Source organism: Massilia sp. 01N410 (genome assembly GCF_056399665.1).
The window spans coordinates 52,526-64,960 of sequence record NZ_JBFTRV010000027.1 but is presented as its reverse complement, the minus strand read 5'-3'; the positions used below and the strand labels follow the sequence as shown (position 1 = coordinate 64,960).

The 12,435-nt window shown below is 64.6% G+C and carries 16 protein-coding genes; 3 read left to right on the top strand and 13 right to left on the bottom strand.

Annotation, left to right across the window (positions count from 1 at the left end):
- Positions 1–150: 150 nt before the first annotated feature.
- The 6 genes from AC1DOP_RS25250 to AC1DOP_RS25225 are packed head-to-tail and all read right to left on the bottom strand — an operon-like array spanning position 151 to position 5,216.
- Positions 151–1,212: an AI-2E family transporter gene (locus AC1DOP_RS25250; RefSeq protein ID WP_477254005.1), complete on the bottom strand. Its 1,062-nt coding sequence runs from the start codon at positions 1,210–1,212 to the stop codon at positions 151–153.
- A 9-nt stretch (positions 1,213–1,221) separates the two neighbouring features.
- Entirely contained in the window at positions 1,222–1,815 is a 594-nt protein-coding gene (locus AC1DOP_RS25245; protein WP_477254003.1) for an SCO family protein, read from the bottom strand.
- A gap of 10 nt (positions 1,816–1,825) precedes the next feature.
- Positions 1,826–2,731: a heme o synthase gene (cyoE, locus tag AC1DOP_RS25240; protein WP_442124249.1), complete on the bottom strand. Its 906-nt coding sequence runs from the start codon at positions 2,729–2,731 to the stop codon at positions 1,826–1,828.
- On the bottom strand, positions 2,728–3,894 hold the full coding sequence (locus AC1DOP_RS25235; protein WP_442124248.1) for a COX15/CtaA family protein: 1,167 nt from the start codon (positions 3,892–3,894) through the stop codon (positions 2,728–2,730). Before AC1DOP_RS25235 ends, cyoE begins: the two co-directional genes overlap by 4 nt.
- Positions 3,895–3,904: 10 nt before the next feature.
- Positions 3,905–4,510, bottom strand: a complete 606-nt coding sequence (locus AC1DOP_RS25230; RefSeq protein ID WP_442124247.1) for an SCO family protein — start codon at positions 4,508–4,510, stop codon at positions 3,905–3,907.
- Positions 4,488–5,216: an SURF1 family protein gene (locus AC1DOP_RS25225; protein ID WP_477253999.1), complete on the bottom strand. Its 729-nt coding sequence runs from the start codon at positions 5,214–5,216 to the stop codon at positions 4,488–4,490. The genes AC1DOP_RS25230 and AC1DOP_RS25225 overlap by 23 nt, the downstream gene beginning before the upstream one ends.
- A gap of 31 nt (positions 5,217–5,247) precedes the next feature.
- Here AC1DOP_RS25225 and AC1DOP_RS25220 point away from each other — a divergent pair, with 31 nt between their 5' ends.
- Complete coding sequence (locus tag AC1DOP_RS25220; protein ID WP_442124245.1) at positions 5,248–5,448, top strand: twin transmembrane helix small protein; 201 nt, start codon at positions 5,248–5,250, stop codon at positions 5,446–5,448.
- A 139-nt stretch (positions 5,449–5,587) separates the two neighbouring features.
- Here the strand turns inward: AC1DOP_RS25220 and AC1DOP_RS25215 are convergent, their stop codons facing one another.
- From AC1DOP_RS25215 to coxB, 6 genes are read right to left on the bottom strand one after another with little or no spacing between them, the layout of a single operon-like run.
- On the bottom strand, positions 5,588–6,445 hold the full coding sequence (locus AC1DOP_RS25215; protein ID WP_477253997.1) for a cytochrome c oxidase subunit 3: 858 nt from the start codon (positions 6,443–6,445) through the stop codon (positions 5,588–5,590).
- A gap of 57 nt (positions 6,446–6,502) precedes the next feature.
- Positions 6,503–6,703 (bottom strand): DUF2970 domain-containing protein, encoded by a 201-nt coding sequence (locus AC1DOP_RS25210; protein WP_442124243.1) that lies wholly within the window; start codon positions 6,701–6,703, stop codon positions 6,503–6,505.
- The gene (locus tag AC1DOP_RS25205; protein ID WP_442124242.1) at positions 6,696–7,268 is read right to left on the bottom strand and encodes a cytochrome c oxidase assembly protein; all 573 of its coding nucleotides are present in this window, start codon (positions 7,266–7,268) and stop codon (positions 6,696–6,698) included. The genes AC1DOP_RS25210 and AC1DOP_RS25205 overlap by 8 nt, the downstream gene beginning before the upstream one ends.
- Before the next feature lies 1 nt (position 7,269).
- Entirely contained in the window at positions 7,270–7,398 is a 129-nt protein-coding gene (locus tag AC1DOP_RS25200; RefSeq protein ID WP_477253994.1) for a hypothetical protein, read from the bottom strand.
- 7 nt (positions 7,399–7,405) lie between these two features.
- Positions 7,406–9,022 (bottom strand): cytochrome c oxidase subunit I, encoded by a 1,617-nt coding sequence (ctaD, locus tag AC1DOP_RS25195; RefSeq protein ID WP_442124240.1) that lies wholly within the window; start codon positions 9,020–9,022, stop codon positions 7,406–7,408.
- Positions 9,023–9,046: 24 nt separating this feature from the next.
- Positions 9,047–10,240 carry a cytochrome c oxidase subunit II gene (gene coxB / locus AC1DOP_RS25190; RefSeq protein ID WP_442124239.1) on the bottom strand — a complete coding sequence of 398 codons (1,194 nt, stop codon included), beginning with the start codon at positions 10,238–10,240 and terminating at the stop codon, positions 9,047–9,049.
- 121 nt (positions 10,241–10,361) lie between these two features.
- Between coxB and AC1DOP_RS25185 the strand changes: the two genes are divergently transcribed.
- Positions 10,362–10,553 carry a hypothetical protein gene (locus AC1DOP_RS25185; RefSeq protein ID WP_477253991.1) on the top strand — a complete coding sequence of 64 codons (192 nt, stop codon included), beginning with the start codon at positions 10,362–10,364 and terminating at the stop codon, positions 10,551–10,553.
- A 51-nt stretch (positions 10,554–10,604) separates the two neighbouring features.
- Here AC1DOP_RS25185 and AC1DOP_RS25180 read toward each other — a convergent pair whose 3' ends face one another.
- Positions 10,605–11,510, bottom strand: coding sequence for a methyltransferase domain-containing protein (locus AC1DOP_RS25180; RefSeq protein WP_477253989.1), 906 nt, complete (start codon positions 11,508–11,510; stop codon positions 10,605–10,607).
- 121 nt (positions 11,511–11,631) lie between these two features.
- Here AC1DOP_RS25180 and AC1DOP_RS25175 point away from each other — a divergent pair, with 121 nt between their 5' ends.
- A complete protein-coding gene (locus AC1DOP_RS25175; protein ID WP_477253987.1) occupies positions 11,632–12,414 on the top strand; it encodes a ComF family protein in 783 nt (260 codons plus the stop codon).
- The last annotated feature ends 21 nt before the right edge of the window (positions 12,415–12,435 follow it).

Genomic DNA, 12,435 nt, shown 5'->3' with positions numbered 1-12,435 from the left:
CGGTCGCGCTGGCGCCGCGTTAGAGAGGACAGGCGTTGCAGGAACTGTTCGAACTGCCGTGCTTGCATGGGGCCTCCGTCAACGGTTCAGGTCGACATTGGACCGCAGGCTTGCAGAAAAGATTCCACACTTGGCGCGAACAGCGCCAACCTATTCGGCGTCCCGCCTCACGATAGGATTCCTCGTTTGCGTCCACCCGCTCATCAGGGAATAGCCCACCGCCAGCAGGGTCGGTCCGATGAACAGGCCGACGAAGCCGAAGGCGATCACCCCGCCCAGCACGCCGAGTAAAGTCAGCAGGAAGGGCAGGCTCGAGCCGCGGCTGATCAGCATCGGCCGCACCACGTTGTCGACGCCGCTGATCCCGAAGAAGCCCCATACCAGCATGAAGATGCCCCAGCCGGTGCTGCCCTGGGCGAACAGCCAGATCGCCGCGCCGCCCCAGATGACGGGCGGGCCGACCGGAATCAAGGAGGACACGAACACCAGCACCGACAGCAGCAGCACCGCTGGCACGCCGGCGATGGCGAAGCCGATCGCCGCCACCAGGGCCTGGGCCAGGGCGGTGCCGAGCAGGCCGTACATGACGCCGCGCACGGTCTGGCTGACGGTCTCCGTCACCGACTCGGCTTCCTCGTTCATGATGCGCTTCATGGCGGCCGCGATCACGGCGTTCAGCGCCTCGCCGTCGCGGTAGAAGAAGAAGCTGACGAAGGCCGCCAGGGCCATCTGGACCACGCCCGCGCCCAGCACGATGCCGCCGGCCACCAGGTAGTGCCGGGCAGGTTCGGCCATGCGGCGCGCCAGTTCCATCATGCGGTCGCGGCTGGCCAGCAGCTCGCGCAAATAGATGTCGATCTGTTCGCCGAGCAGCGGGATCGCGCGGATCCAGGGCGGCGACTGCAGGTTGCCGCGACTGAGCTTGCGCAGCTCCTCGAGGGCGGCGGCGGCGTTGTCGGCCAGGTTGTAGGCGACCAGGGCCAGCGGAATCACGACCAGCAGGGTCAACGTGAGCGTCATGGTCAGCGCCGCCAGGGTGCGGCGTCCGTGCATGCGCCGGCGCAGCCTCAGGTACAAAGGCCAGGACGAGATGACGACGGCGGCGGCGAACAGGATCGCGGCCAGGAAGGGCCTCAGGACATACAGGCAGCCGAGCGTGAGGAGGATGACGGCGGCGGCCCGGGTGGTGTTCTTTCCAGGCCGCTGGTCCATTTCCTTGGCTTAGATAAGCAGCTGGCGGACGTCGTGGACGATCGAATCGGCGCTGCCGCCGTGGCGGATGAAGAGGCGCAGCCGGCCGTCGCGGTCGAACACATAGCTGCCGGCCATGTGGTCGATGGTGTAGCTGCCGGGGCTTGAACCCGGCACCTTCGAGTAGAACACCTTGAAGTCCTTGGCCGTCTTCGCGGTCTGTTCAAGGGTGCCGTACAGGCCCATGAAGCGCTTGTCGAAGGCCGGCACATAGCTGGCCAGCAGCTGCGGGGTATCGCGCTCGGGGTCGAGGGTGATGAACAGCACCTGCACCTGGTCGGCCTGCGGGCCCAGCTTCTGCATCACGGTGGCCATTTCCGCCATCGTGGTCGGGCACACGTCCGGGCATTGGGTGTAGCCGAAGAAGACGACCACGACCTTGCCCTTGTAGTCGGCCAGGGTGCGCGGCTTGCCGTTGAAATCGGTCAGGCTGAAGCCCTTGGCGTAATCGAGGCCGGTGACGTCGGTGTTCTGGAAGCTGGCCTGCTTGCCCGGCAGCTTGTCGCAGGCGGCAAGGGAAAACGCCAAGGTGGCGGCGACAAGCAGGGGCAGCAGTTTTTTCATGTCGAAGGAATCAGAAAGTCAGGTATTGCTTCACATAGTGGTCGACCAGCAGCGCGGCGAACAGCAGCGACAGGTAGATCACGGACCAGGCGAAGGCCTTGCGCGCGACCTGGTCGCTGTAGTGCTTGTGGACCAGCCAGCCGTGGCGCAGGAACACGGCGTTCAGGCCGATGGCGGACAGCAGGTAGAGCCAGCCGCTCATGCCGACCGCGAACGGGAACAAGGTGCAGGCGGCCAGCGCGATCGAATACAGCCAGACCTGCTGGCCGGTGTACTTCATGCCATGGGTGACCGGCATCATCGGCAGGCCTGAACGGACGTAGTCGTCGCGGCGGTACATGGCCAGCGCCCAGAAATGCGGCGGGGTCCAGACGAAGATGATCAGCACCAGCAGCCAGGCTTCCATCGGCACCGTGTTCGCCACCGCGGCCCAGCCCAGGGCCGGCGGCATCGCGCCGGACAGGCCGCCGATCACGATGTTCTGCGGCGTGTTGGGCTTGAGCAGGACGGTGTAGATCAGCGCATAGCCGACGAAGGTGACGAAGGTCAGCCACATGGTCAACGGATTGACCATCGTGTACAGGATGCCCATGCCGGCGCCGCCGAGGATGGCGGAGAAGAACAGGGTCTGGGTGGTCGACAGCTCGCCCATGGCGGTGGCGCGGCGCGCGGTGCGGGCCATGCGGGCGTCGACTTCGGCCTCGATCAGGCAGTTGACGGCGAAGGCGGCGCCGGCCAGCAGCCAGATGCCGAGCGTGGCCCAGAACAGCACGTGCCAGCCGGGGAAACCGTCGGTGGCGAGGAACATGCCGATCACGGCGCAGAAGACGGCCAGCTGGGTGACGCGAGGCTTGGTCAGCGCCCAGTATTGCGAGACGCGGCTGGGCGGTTTATGGGTTGCGGTTTGGGTAATCATGAGTGGCCCGCGGGCGCCGCCTCCGCTTCATGCCGGGGGGAGCGCACCAGGTCGAGTTGATACTGTACCTTGTAGTTTATCATGGTCACCAGCAAGACAAGGAGGGCCGCCCCTGCGTTGTGCAGCACAGCAATTGCAAGCGGGAAATTAAAAAACACGGTCGCGACCCCCGTCAGGACCTGCGCCAATAATACTAAAGCAATATTCCGGGCGGCGCCGTGCAGGCCCGGCAAACGCCAGGCGCGCCAGGCTGTGAGGCCCAGCACCAGCACCACGACGGCCGCGAAGTTGCGGTGCACCCAGTGGATGGCGGTCAGGGCCGAGAACGGCAGGTAATGGCCGGCGGCCGTTTTGCCCAGTTCCCTCCACAAGGTGAAGCCGTGTTGAAAGTCCATCTCTGGGACAATTTGTCCTTGGCAGAGTGGAAAGTCATTGCAGGCAAGCGTCGCATAATTGGTACTTACCCACCCGCCGAGTGCCAACTGGATGAGCACGACGGCGCCGGCCAGCCAGGCAAGCGGACGCAGGCGGCGCAGCGCATCGGCCATTTTCTGGGCGTCCGGCGGCGCCAGAACCGGCATCGGATGCAGCAGATTGTCCTCGCGTCCGCCCAGCCAGACGGCCAGGGCCAGCAGGGTCATGCCGAACAGCAGGTGCAGGGTCACGATCACCGGCTGCAGCTTCATGGTCACGGTCCAGGCGCCGAACGCGCCCTGCACGCACACCCAGAAAAACAGGAGCGTGGGCAGCCAGGGCGAATGCGAGCGCCCTTTCGAGCGCCGCCATTGCACCCACGAAGCCACCATCAGGCCGATGATCATGAGGCCGATGCCCATCGCCAGGAAGCGGTGGATCATCTCGATCCAGGCTTTCACCTTCGTCACCGGACCGGTCGGCATCAGGGCCTCGGCGGCGGCGATATGGGCATGGGCCAGGAAGGGGTTGGCTTCGCCGTAGCAGCCCGGCCAGTCGGGGCAGCCGAGGCCCGAATCCGTCAGGCGGGTGAAGCCGCCGAACACGATCAGGTCGAAGGTGAAGAAGGCGATCACCCAGGCCAGCTTGCGGTAGCGGTTGCCGCCGGTCGCCATCCAGACGACGGACAGCGGCACGCTGGCGGCCAGGATGCCGGTCAGGGCCAGCAGTATGAAATTCGAGACTTCCATGATTCTTGCATCAGCCGACCGAAGAAGCCTTCAGCAGCTTGTTGATATCCTTGTACACTTTGCGCGGTTCCGGATCCTTCGGGAAGCGCATCATCAAATGGCCCAGCGGGTCGATCATGTAGATGTGGTCGGTCACGCCGGTCCCCGGGTCGGCCGGCAGCCAGTTCGCCACGGCCTGGGCATCGGCGCGCAGCATGTGGGTGCCGTCGAATTCGCGGATCACGATGGTGTCGAGCGGCTCCTTGTCGTCGATCAGCCAGACGCGCTCGATGCGGTCCTGTTCCTTGCCCTGCATGAGGCGCAACTGGCGCATCGCGAACAGCTGCTTCCGGCAGGCCTCGCCACAGGCGCCGGGAGCCACCATCAGCATCACCCACTTGCCCTTGAACTGGTCCAGCGCCACCGGCTTGCCGTCCAGGGTGGTGGTCGCCATCGCCGGTATCGGGTGGGCGCGCTGGTCGATCAGGGTGCCGTAGTTGTTGCGCTTTTCCGGCTTGAGCACGTAAAAGGTGAAGTATGACGCGATCAACGGCGAAGCGCACACCAGCAGCACCAGCCAGAGCATCCAGCGGCCGCGCTTGCGTTGTTGGGGTTCAGCCGGCTTGTTTGGTTCCACGTCGAAATCCTGTAATCACAAAAAAGAGGAAAGCCATCGCCGCGAGCGCATACCACTGCACGGCATAGCCCTTGTGGCGGTCGATGTCCAGGCTGGGCATGGGCCAGTTGCGCGTCAGGCCGTCGCCCGGCGTGCCTGGCCCGGTCTGTTCGACCACGACCGGCAGCAGGTCCAGGCCGCTGGCGCGCGCCACGTCGGCCGGGTCCGTGTTCTGCACGATCGCGTTCGGCGCGAGCGGCGCCGCCGTCCCCAGCTGCATCACGCGGGCCAGCTGGCGCACCGCCCTGCCCTCGAGCGTGACCTGGCCCGCGGGCGTCGTATAGGGCGGCAGCTTGTCGTGCTCGGCCGTATTACGCGGCAGCCAACCGCGCGCGACCAGTACGGACTTGCTCGACCCCGCTATTTTAAACGGCATCAGCAAAACGAATCCGCTGCGGCCATCTTGCGGCCGGTTGTCGAGGAACACCGGCCAGTTGGGGACGAATTCCCCGGTAACAATGACACGGTGAAACTCCAAGGTGGCGGGATCGACGGCGCCGCCATCGAGCCTCAGCGGGGGCGCCGCCATGCCCTGTTCCAGTTTTGTCTGCAGGACGGTTTTCTCGGCCGCGCGGCGGGTTTGCCAGTTGCCCAGCACGATCCCCAGCACGACGAGGACGAGGGTGGCAAGGAAGGGAACGGTCCTGAAATGGAAGCGAAGTCGCATACAATGTCACTATTCCAACTCGGGGCCAGTCATGAAAATCGTCGTCGCCATCGCCTTCGTGCTCATCATCGCCAGCCTGGCCTCCGCACTGTTCTTCCTGATGCGCGACAAGGGCCGCAGCAACCGCACCGTGCAGGCGCTGGCGATGCGGGTGGGGCTGTCGATCACGCTGTTTCTGCTGGTGCTGTTTTCTTACAAGATGGGGTGGATTCAGCCGACGGGATTACGCTAGCCCGTAAACGTCGTCCCCGCGCAGGTGAAAAAAGCGCCACTGGCGCTTTTTCCCCCAAGTCAGCTTGCGTTTCGATAGTTCATGCAGAACTTGGATCCCCGCCTGCGCGGGGACGACGATTCAAGGCTTGCGGGACTTCTTACAGCCAGTAGACGACCACGTACAAACCCAGCCACACCACGTCCACGAAGTGCCAGTACCACGCCGCCCCTTCGAAGCCAAAGTGGTGTTCCGGCGTGAAGTGACCCTTCAGTACGCGGTACAGCACCACCGACAGCATGATCGCGCCCATGGTCACGTGGAAGCCGTGGAAGCCGGTCAGCATGAAGAAGGTCGAGCCGTAGATGCCCGAGCTGAGCTTCAGGTTCAGTTCGGTGTACGCGTGGTGGTATTCATAGGCCTGGAAGCCCATGAAGACGGCGCCCAGCAGGATGGTGCAGAACAGCCAGAAGGCGGTCTTGCTGCGGTGGCCGGCGCGCAGGGCGTGGTGGGCGATGGTCAGGGTCACGCCCGAGCTCAGCAGCAGCGCGGTGTTGATGGTCGGGATCGGGAACGGGCCCATCGTGTTGAAGGACTCGACGGTGCCGGCCGGGCCGACGTTGCCCCAGTGGCCGGCGAAGTCGGGCCAGATGACCTTGTGGTCGAGGTCGGACAGCCAGGGCATGCTGATCGAACGCGCATAGAACAGTGCACCGAAGAAGGCGCCGAAGAACATGACTTCCGAGAAGATGAACCAGCTCATCGACCAGCGGTAGGAGCTGTCGATGCGGGCGCCGTACTTGCCCGATTCCGATTCGCCGATGGCGTCGCCGAACCAGAAATACAGTACCACGAGCATGGCCAGGATGCCGGCCGTGCAGACGCCGGGACCCCAGGACGTGCCGTTGACCCAGCCGGCGGCGCCCGCCATCGTGACGAGCATCGATAGGCCGCCGGCCATCGGCCACCGCGAGGGGCCAGGGACGAAATAGTACGGCGCATTTTGTGGCGAACTCATTCTCATCTCCTCAAACGAACTTTTTGATTTGTCGAATTCCTGCTTGCTGCTTGTTCCTTATTTCGCCACCACCATCCGCACCACGAACAACAGGATGCCGATGAAGATCGCCGCCCCGAGCAAGCCGCCGACGATCACGTGGATCGGGTTCAGGTTGGCGGCGTCGTGGTCATAATCCTTGCGCTTGCGGACCCCGAAGAAGGACCAGAACACGGCCTTCATGGTGGCGCCGAAGCTTGCTTTGCGTTCCTCATTCATTTTTTGCCACCGTGCCGCCGCCGATCTCGAAGAAGGTGTATGACAGCGTGATGTTCTTCACTTCGCGCGGCAGCGCCGGGTCGATGAAGAACACCACCGGCATCTGGCGCGCCTCGTTCGGGCCCAGCACCTGCTCCTTGAAGCAGAAGCACTCGACCTTCTTGAAGTGCGGCGTCGCCGACTGCGGCGCGTAGCTCGGGATGGCTTGCGCCTTCACGGTGCGCGCCTGGGTGTTCACGACCTCGTAGACCACGGTCGCCATCTCGCCCGGGTGCACGTCGATGCTGCGCTGGGTCGGACGGAAGCGCCACGGCCCCTGCGCATTGCCGTCCAGTTCGACGGTGACGGTGCGCGTCAGGTCGACCTGGGTGTTGGCCGGACGCTCCACCGTGCCGTCCTTCTGCGTCAGCACGTTGATGCCGAGGACTTCGCAGACCTGGCGGTAGATCGGCACCAGCGCATAGCCGAAGCCGAACATCACGCCGGCCACCACCACCAGCTTGGCGAAGGTGGTGCGGTTCAGGGCCAGGCGGCCGCGCTGTTCGGCTCGTGGTGCGTCGCTCATCTCAGCTCAGCCAGAGCCGCTTGACGAACAGCAGCACGAAGAAGAACAGCGCCAGCCCGCCTACCAGCCAGGCCGTGCGCAGGTTTTTCCTGCGCAGCCGGGCGGCACGCTCCTGGCTTGATTCAGCCATCGTCATCTCACTTCACCAGCGGCGGGTGCTCGAAGGTGTGGAAAGGCGCCGGGCTCGGCACCGTCCACTCCAGGCCTTCCGCGCCTTCCCAGGGCTTGGCTTCCGCCTTCTGGCCGCCGCGGATGGTCGGCAGCACCACGAAGAACAGGAAGTAGACCTGGCTCAGGCCGAAGCCGAAGGCGCCGATCGACACGATCTGGTTGAAGTCGGTGAACTGCACCGCGTAGTCGGCATAGCGGCGCGGCATGCCGGCCAGGCCCAGGAAGTGCATCGGGAAGAAGGTGATGTTGAAGGTGATCAGCGACAGCCAGAAGTGGGCCTTGCCGCGGCCTTCCGGATACATGTGGCCGGTCCATTTCGGGGCCCAGTAGTAGAAGCCGGCGAACAGGGCGAACAGCGAGCCGGCCACCAGCACGTAGTGGAAGTGGGCCACCACGTAATAGGTGTCCTGCACCTGGATGTCGATCGGGGTCACGGCCAGGATCAGGCCGGTGAAGCCGCCCATCGTGAACACGAAGATGAAGCCGACCGCGAACAGCATCGGCGTTTCGAAGGTCATCGAGCCCTTCCACATGGTGGCGACCCAGTTGAACACCTTCACGCCGGTCGGCACCGCGATCAGCATGGTGGCGTACATGAAGAACAGCTGCGAGGTCACCGGCATGCCGGTGGTGAACATGTGGTGGGCCCAGACGATGAAGGACAGGATCGCGATCGAGGCGGTCGCGTACACCATCGAGGCGTAGCCGAACAGCGGCTTGCGGGCGAAGGCCGGGATGATCTGCGAGACGATGCCGAAGGCCGGCAGGATCATGATGTAGACCTCGGGGTGGCCGAAGAACCAGAAGATGTGCTGGTACATGACCGGGTCGCCGCCGCCTGCCGCGTTGAAGAAGGAGGTGCCGAAATGGCGGTCGGTCAGGGTCATGGTGATGGCGCCCGCCAGCACCGGCATCACGGCGATCAGCAGGTAGGCGGTGATCAGCCAGGTCCAGCAGAACATCGGCATCTTCATCAGGGTCATGCCAGGCGCGCGCATGTTCAGGATGGTGACGATGATGTTGATGGAACCCATGATCGACGAGGCGCCCATGATGTGCAGGGCGAAGATCGCCATGTCCATGCCCGGGCCCATCTGGGTCGACAGCGGCGCGTACAGGGTCCAGCCGGCGGCGGTGGCGCCGCCCGGCACGAAGAACGAGGTCGCCAGCAGGATCGCGGCCGGCGGCAGCAGCCAGAACGAGAAGTTGTTCATGCGCGCGAACGCCATGTCGGAGGCGCCCACCTGCAGCGGGATCATCCAGTTGGCGAAGCCGACGAAGGCCGGCATGATCGCGCCGAACACCATCACGATGCCGTGCATGGTGGTCAGCTGGTTGAAGAACTCGGGACGGAAGAACTGCAGGCCCGGCTGGAACAGCTCGGTGCGGATCATCAGCGCCAGCACGCCGCCCGAGAGCAGCATGGTGAACGAGAACCACAGGTAGAGGGTGCCGATGTCCTTGTGGTTGGTGGCGAACAGCCAGCGGCGCAGGCCGGTCGGATGGTCGTGTGCGTGATCGTGCGCATGGTCGTGCGCGCTCCGGTCATCGTGATTGTGTGCGTGATCGATGGTGGAACTCATTTCAGGGTCTCCGATTCCAAGCGCTTATTTGCCGCGGGCGGCCAGGACTTCCGACGGCTGGACGATGTTCTCGCCGGCCTTGTTGGTCCAGTTATTACGGGTATAGGTGATCACGGACGCGATGTCGGTGTCGGACAGCTGCTTCCATGCCGGCATGGCGCTCGGATACTTGCCGCTGTGCTTACCGTTCAGCAGCACGTTGATCTGCTCGGCCTTCGGACCCAGCACGACCGGCGAACCGACCAGCGAGGCGAAGGCGTTCGGCACACCCTGGCCGCTGGCCTGGTGGCAGGCCACGCAGTTGGCGGCGTAGATCTTCTCGCCCTTGGTCTTCAGTTCGTCGATGGTCCAGACCTTGTTCGGATCGTCGGCCAGGGCCGCCATTTCCTTCTTCTTGGTGTTGACCCAGGCGGTGTAGTCCTCGCTTGATACGACTTTCACGACGATCGGCATGAAGGCGTGTTCCTTGCCGCACAGCTCGACGCAGTTGCCGCGGTAGGTGCCGATCTTCTCGGCCTTGAACCAGGTGTCGCGCACGAAGCCCGGGATCGCGTCCTGCTTGACGGCGAAGGCCGGAATCGTCCAGGAGTGGATGACGTCGTTGGCGGTCAGCACCAGGCGCACCTTCTTGTTGACCGGCACCACCATCTCGTTGTCGACTTCGAGCAGGTAGGTCTCGGTGCGCGCGGTGGTCGGCGCCACGCCCGGCTCGCCGACGGCGCTGCGCGGGGTGGACAGGTTCGACAGGAAGCCGATGCCCTCGCCCTCGCCCTTCAGGTAGTCATAGCCCCACTTCCACTGCATGCCGGTGACCTTGATGGTCAGGTCCGGGTTCGAGGTGTCCTTCATGGCGACGACCGCGTGGGTGGCGGGCAGCGCCATGCCGATCACGATCAGGAAGGGCACCACCGTCCATGCGATCTCGACGGCGGTCGATTCGTGGAAGGTGGCCGGTTTGTGGCCCAGGGATTTGCGGTGCTTGAACACCGAATAGAACATGACGCCGAACACGCCGATGAAGATGATCAGGCAGACGATCATCATCCAGTTGTGCAGGCTGTAGATATAGTCGCCGATGCCCGTTACGGCAGGCTGCATGTTGAGCTGGTGCTCGACCGGCCGCCCGATGACCTCGGGCTCGGCCCACGCCAGGGCCGGCATGCCGGCTCCTACCGCGAGACCGGACATCGCCGCTTTTAATCGCTTTGCATAAGTCATGTTGTCCCCAACCACCCAAAAAAATTGAATTTTCTTAAAGAGGCCGGCACTCCATGAACGAACTGCCGCCGCTCCGAAATCCTTCCTGCAAACTTCGACCATCAGGGACTACGAGACCTCGATGAACGCTTTTGCTCGGGCCCCGGACCGCAAAACGCGGTTTCCGAAGCCTTTGGTGTTGCTGCAACCAGTTCGACTACACGCTGTTTTTGCTGAAGTTTTTAGCGTGATGACTGCTTCAGTCGAAAAAAGTGTCATTGATTATACTGAAATCGCTAATTTTTATTCAAGGAAAATTACCTCAACCGCATGATGATGCATGATGCACTGCGGCAATTTCTCGCGCTGACTGCGGACGCGGCGCTTACTGGCGTGGCTGGAAACGCACGATCGCCTCGCCCGCCGCCGTGACTTTCGGCGCCGGCCGGAAGGCGTGGCCGTAGATGATCTCGAAGGTCAGGCCCAGTTTGCCGTCCGGACGGCGCTGGCTTTCCAGGGCATCCAGCATGCGCTGCCAGGCCGCGCGCCCGACCAGGCCGCGGCGGCGCGTGGCCAGCGGATTGCCGCCGAAGGCGCGCACGTCAAGCAGCAGGGCCTGCGCGCTGTCGTAGGTGACCGTGATCTGCTCCATGTCCATGACCGGCGTGGTGAAGCCCGCCTCCACCAGCTGGTCGCCGAAATCGTGCATGTCGACGAAGGGCAAGGTGTGCGGGGTTTCGTCCATCGCCGCAAAGGCGTTGCGCAGCTCGAGGAAGGTATCCGGGCCGAAGTTCGAGAACATCAGCAGGCCGTCCACGCGCAGCACGCGCCGCCATTCCGCGAACACGCGGTCCGGCTGCGGATGCCAGTGCAGCGCCAGGTTCGACCATACGAGGTCGACCGAGTTCGGACCAAGAGGCAGCTGGCCGAAGTCGGCGCAAACGAGATCGATGCCGCTCTTGGCCGGCAGCAAACGGCTGAGGAAGGAGCGCGGCGCCTGGCCGGCCCCGGCGGCGGCACGCAGCGTCGCCGGCACCGCGTCCACGCCCAGCACCTGGGCGGCGGGATAGGCTTTCTGCAGCGCGGCGAGATCGGCGCCGGTGCCGCAGCCGGCATCCAGCACCTGCTGCGGAGAATTCTTCACGAGCGACAGGCGCTCGAACATGCGTCCGGCGATTTCGCGGCGCAGGAAATCCGAGGGCGCCACGCGGGCGGGGTCGGCAAACAGCTGCTTGATGCGCGCCGGGTCGATCGGCGCACTCATCTTGGAGGGGGATTGGGGCGAAGCCATGGGTCAACTGCGGTCAAATTGGGACATGGCGGCAGTGTACATGATGGGGCCTGAACCGTTTGGCGACAGGCTCCTTATGCTCCGACACCCGCTGCCCCCGCTCCGCCGCTGGCCACGCGCCATGCTGGATCTGCTGCTGCCCTCGCAGTGCGCCCTGTGCGGAGGCGGCTGCGACGACGTCGTCTGCGCACCCTGCCGGGAACATTTTTGCCAACCGGCAAAAAATCGCTGCGCCCGCTGCGGCAATCCGTTAGTTACCCCGTCGTTCCCGCGCCCTACCTCGTCGTCCCCGCGCCCTACCCCGTCGTCCCCGCGAAGGCGGGGACCTCAGTTCCGCGAGCATAACGACAACAAAGAAAGCACCTGCCCCACCTGCCAGACCTACCCACCCCACTACGACGCCACCATCTTCGCCATCGACTACACCCCACCCCTGGACCACCTGGTCCTGCAACTGAAATTCAGCGCCCGCCTGCCGCTGGCCCCCTGGTTCGCCCGCATGCTGAGGGACGCCGTGCTGGCCCGCCCCGGGCACCCATTGCCCGACCTGCTGTGTCCAGTACCGCTGGGCCCAAACCGACTGGTCGAGCGCGGCTTCAACCAGGCCCTCGAAATCGCGCGGCCGCTGGCCGCCTCGCTGGGCGTGGCCCTGCAGCCGGCGCTGGCCTCACGCCGGGTCGATACGCGCGCCCAGTCCGGCGTCTCGCCGCACGAGCGCGCCGACAACATCCGCGATGCCTTCGTCATCGAAGACCCGGACCTGGCGGACGGCCGCCACGTCGGCATCGTCGACGACGTCATGACCAGCGGCAGCACGCTGGACGAGCTGGCGGCCACCTTCAAGCGCTTCGGCGCCGCGCGCGTGACCAATCTCGTGTTCGCGCGCACGCCGCCGCGCGCCTGAGGCGGCGGCGGTTGACACGGC

Coding starts and splice junctions, on each gene's coding strand:
- AC1DOP_RS25250 (WP_477254005.1), bottom strand. CDS start 1,212: ATGGACCAGCGGCCTGGAAAGAACACCACCCGGGCCGCCGCCGTCATC.
- AC1DOP_RS25245 (WP_477254003.1), bottom strand. CDS start 1,815: ATGAAAAAACTGCTGCCCCTGCTTGTCGCCGCCACCTTGGCGTTTTCC.
- cyoE (WP_442124249.1), bottom strand. CDS start 2,731: ATGATTACCCAAACCGCAACCCATAAACCGCCCAGCCGCGTCTCGCAA.
- AC1DOP_RS25235 (WP_442124248.1), bottom strand. CDS start 3,894: ATGGAAGTCTCGAATTTCATACTGCTGGCCCTGACCGGCATCCTGGCC.
- AC1DOP_RS25225 (WP_477253999.1), bottom strand. CDS start 5,216: ATGCGACTTCGCTTCCATTTCAGGACCGTTCCCTTCCTTGCCACCCTC.
- AC1DOP_RS25220 (WP_442124245.1), top strand. CDS start 5,248: ATGAAAATCGTCGTCGCCATCGCCTTCGTGCTCATCATCGCCAGCCTG.
- AC1DOP_RS25215 (WP_477253997.1), bottom strand. CDS start 6,445: ATGAGTTCGCCACAAAATGCGCCGTACTATTTCGTCCCTGGCCCCTCG.
- AC1DOP_RS25210 (WP_442124243.1), bottom strand. CDS start 6,703: ATGAATGAGGAACGCAAAGCAAGCTTCGGCGCCACCATGAAGGCCGTG.
- AC1DOP_RS25205 (WP_442124242.1), bottom strand. CDS start 7,268: ATGAGCGACGCACCACGAGCCGAACAGCGCGGCCGCCTGGCCCTGAAC.
- AC1DOP_RS25200 (WP_477253994.1), bottom strand. CDS start 7,398: ATGGCTGAATCAAGCCAGGAGCGTGCCGCCCGGCTGCGCAGGAAAAAC.
- ctaD (WP_442124240.1), bottom strand. CDS start 9,022: ATGAGTTCCACCATCGATCACGCACACAATCACGATGACCGGAGCGCG.
- coxB (WP_442124239.1), bottom strand. CDS start 10,240: ATGACTTATGCAAAGCGATTAAAAGCGGCGATGTCCGGTCTCGCGGTA.
- AC1DOP_RS25185 (WP_477253991.1), top strand. CDS start 10,362: ATGAACGCTTTTGCTCGGGCCCCGGACCGCAAAACGCGGTTTCCGAAG.
- AC1DOP_RS25180 (WP_477253989.1), bottom strand. CDS start 11,510: ATGGCTTCGCCCCAATCCCCCTCCAAGATGAGTGCGCCGATCGACCCG.
- AC1DOP_RS25175 (WP_477253987.1), top strand. CDS start 11,632: ATGCTGGATCTGCTGCTGCCCTCGCAGTGCGCCCTGTGCGGAGGCGGC.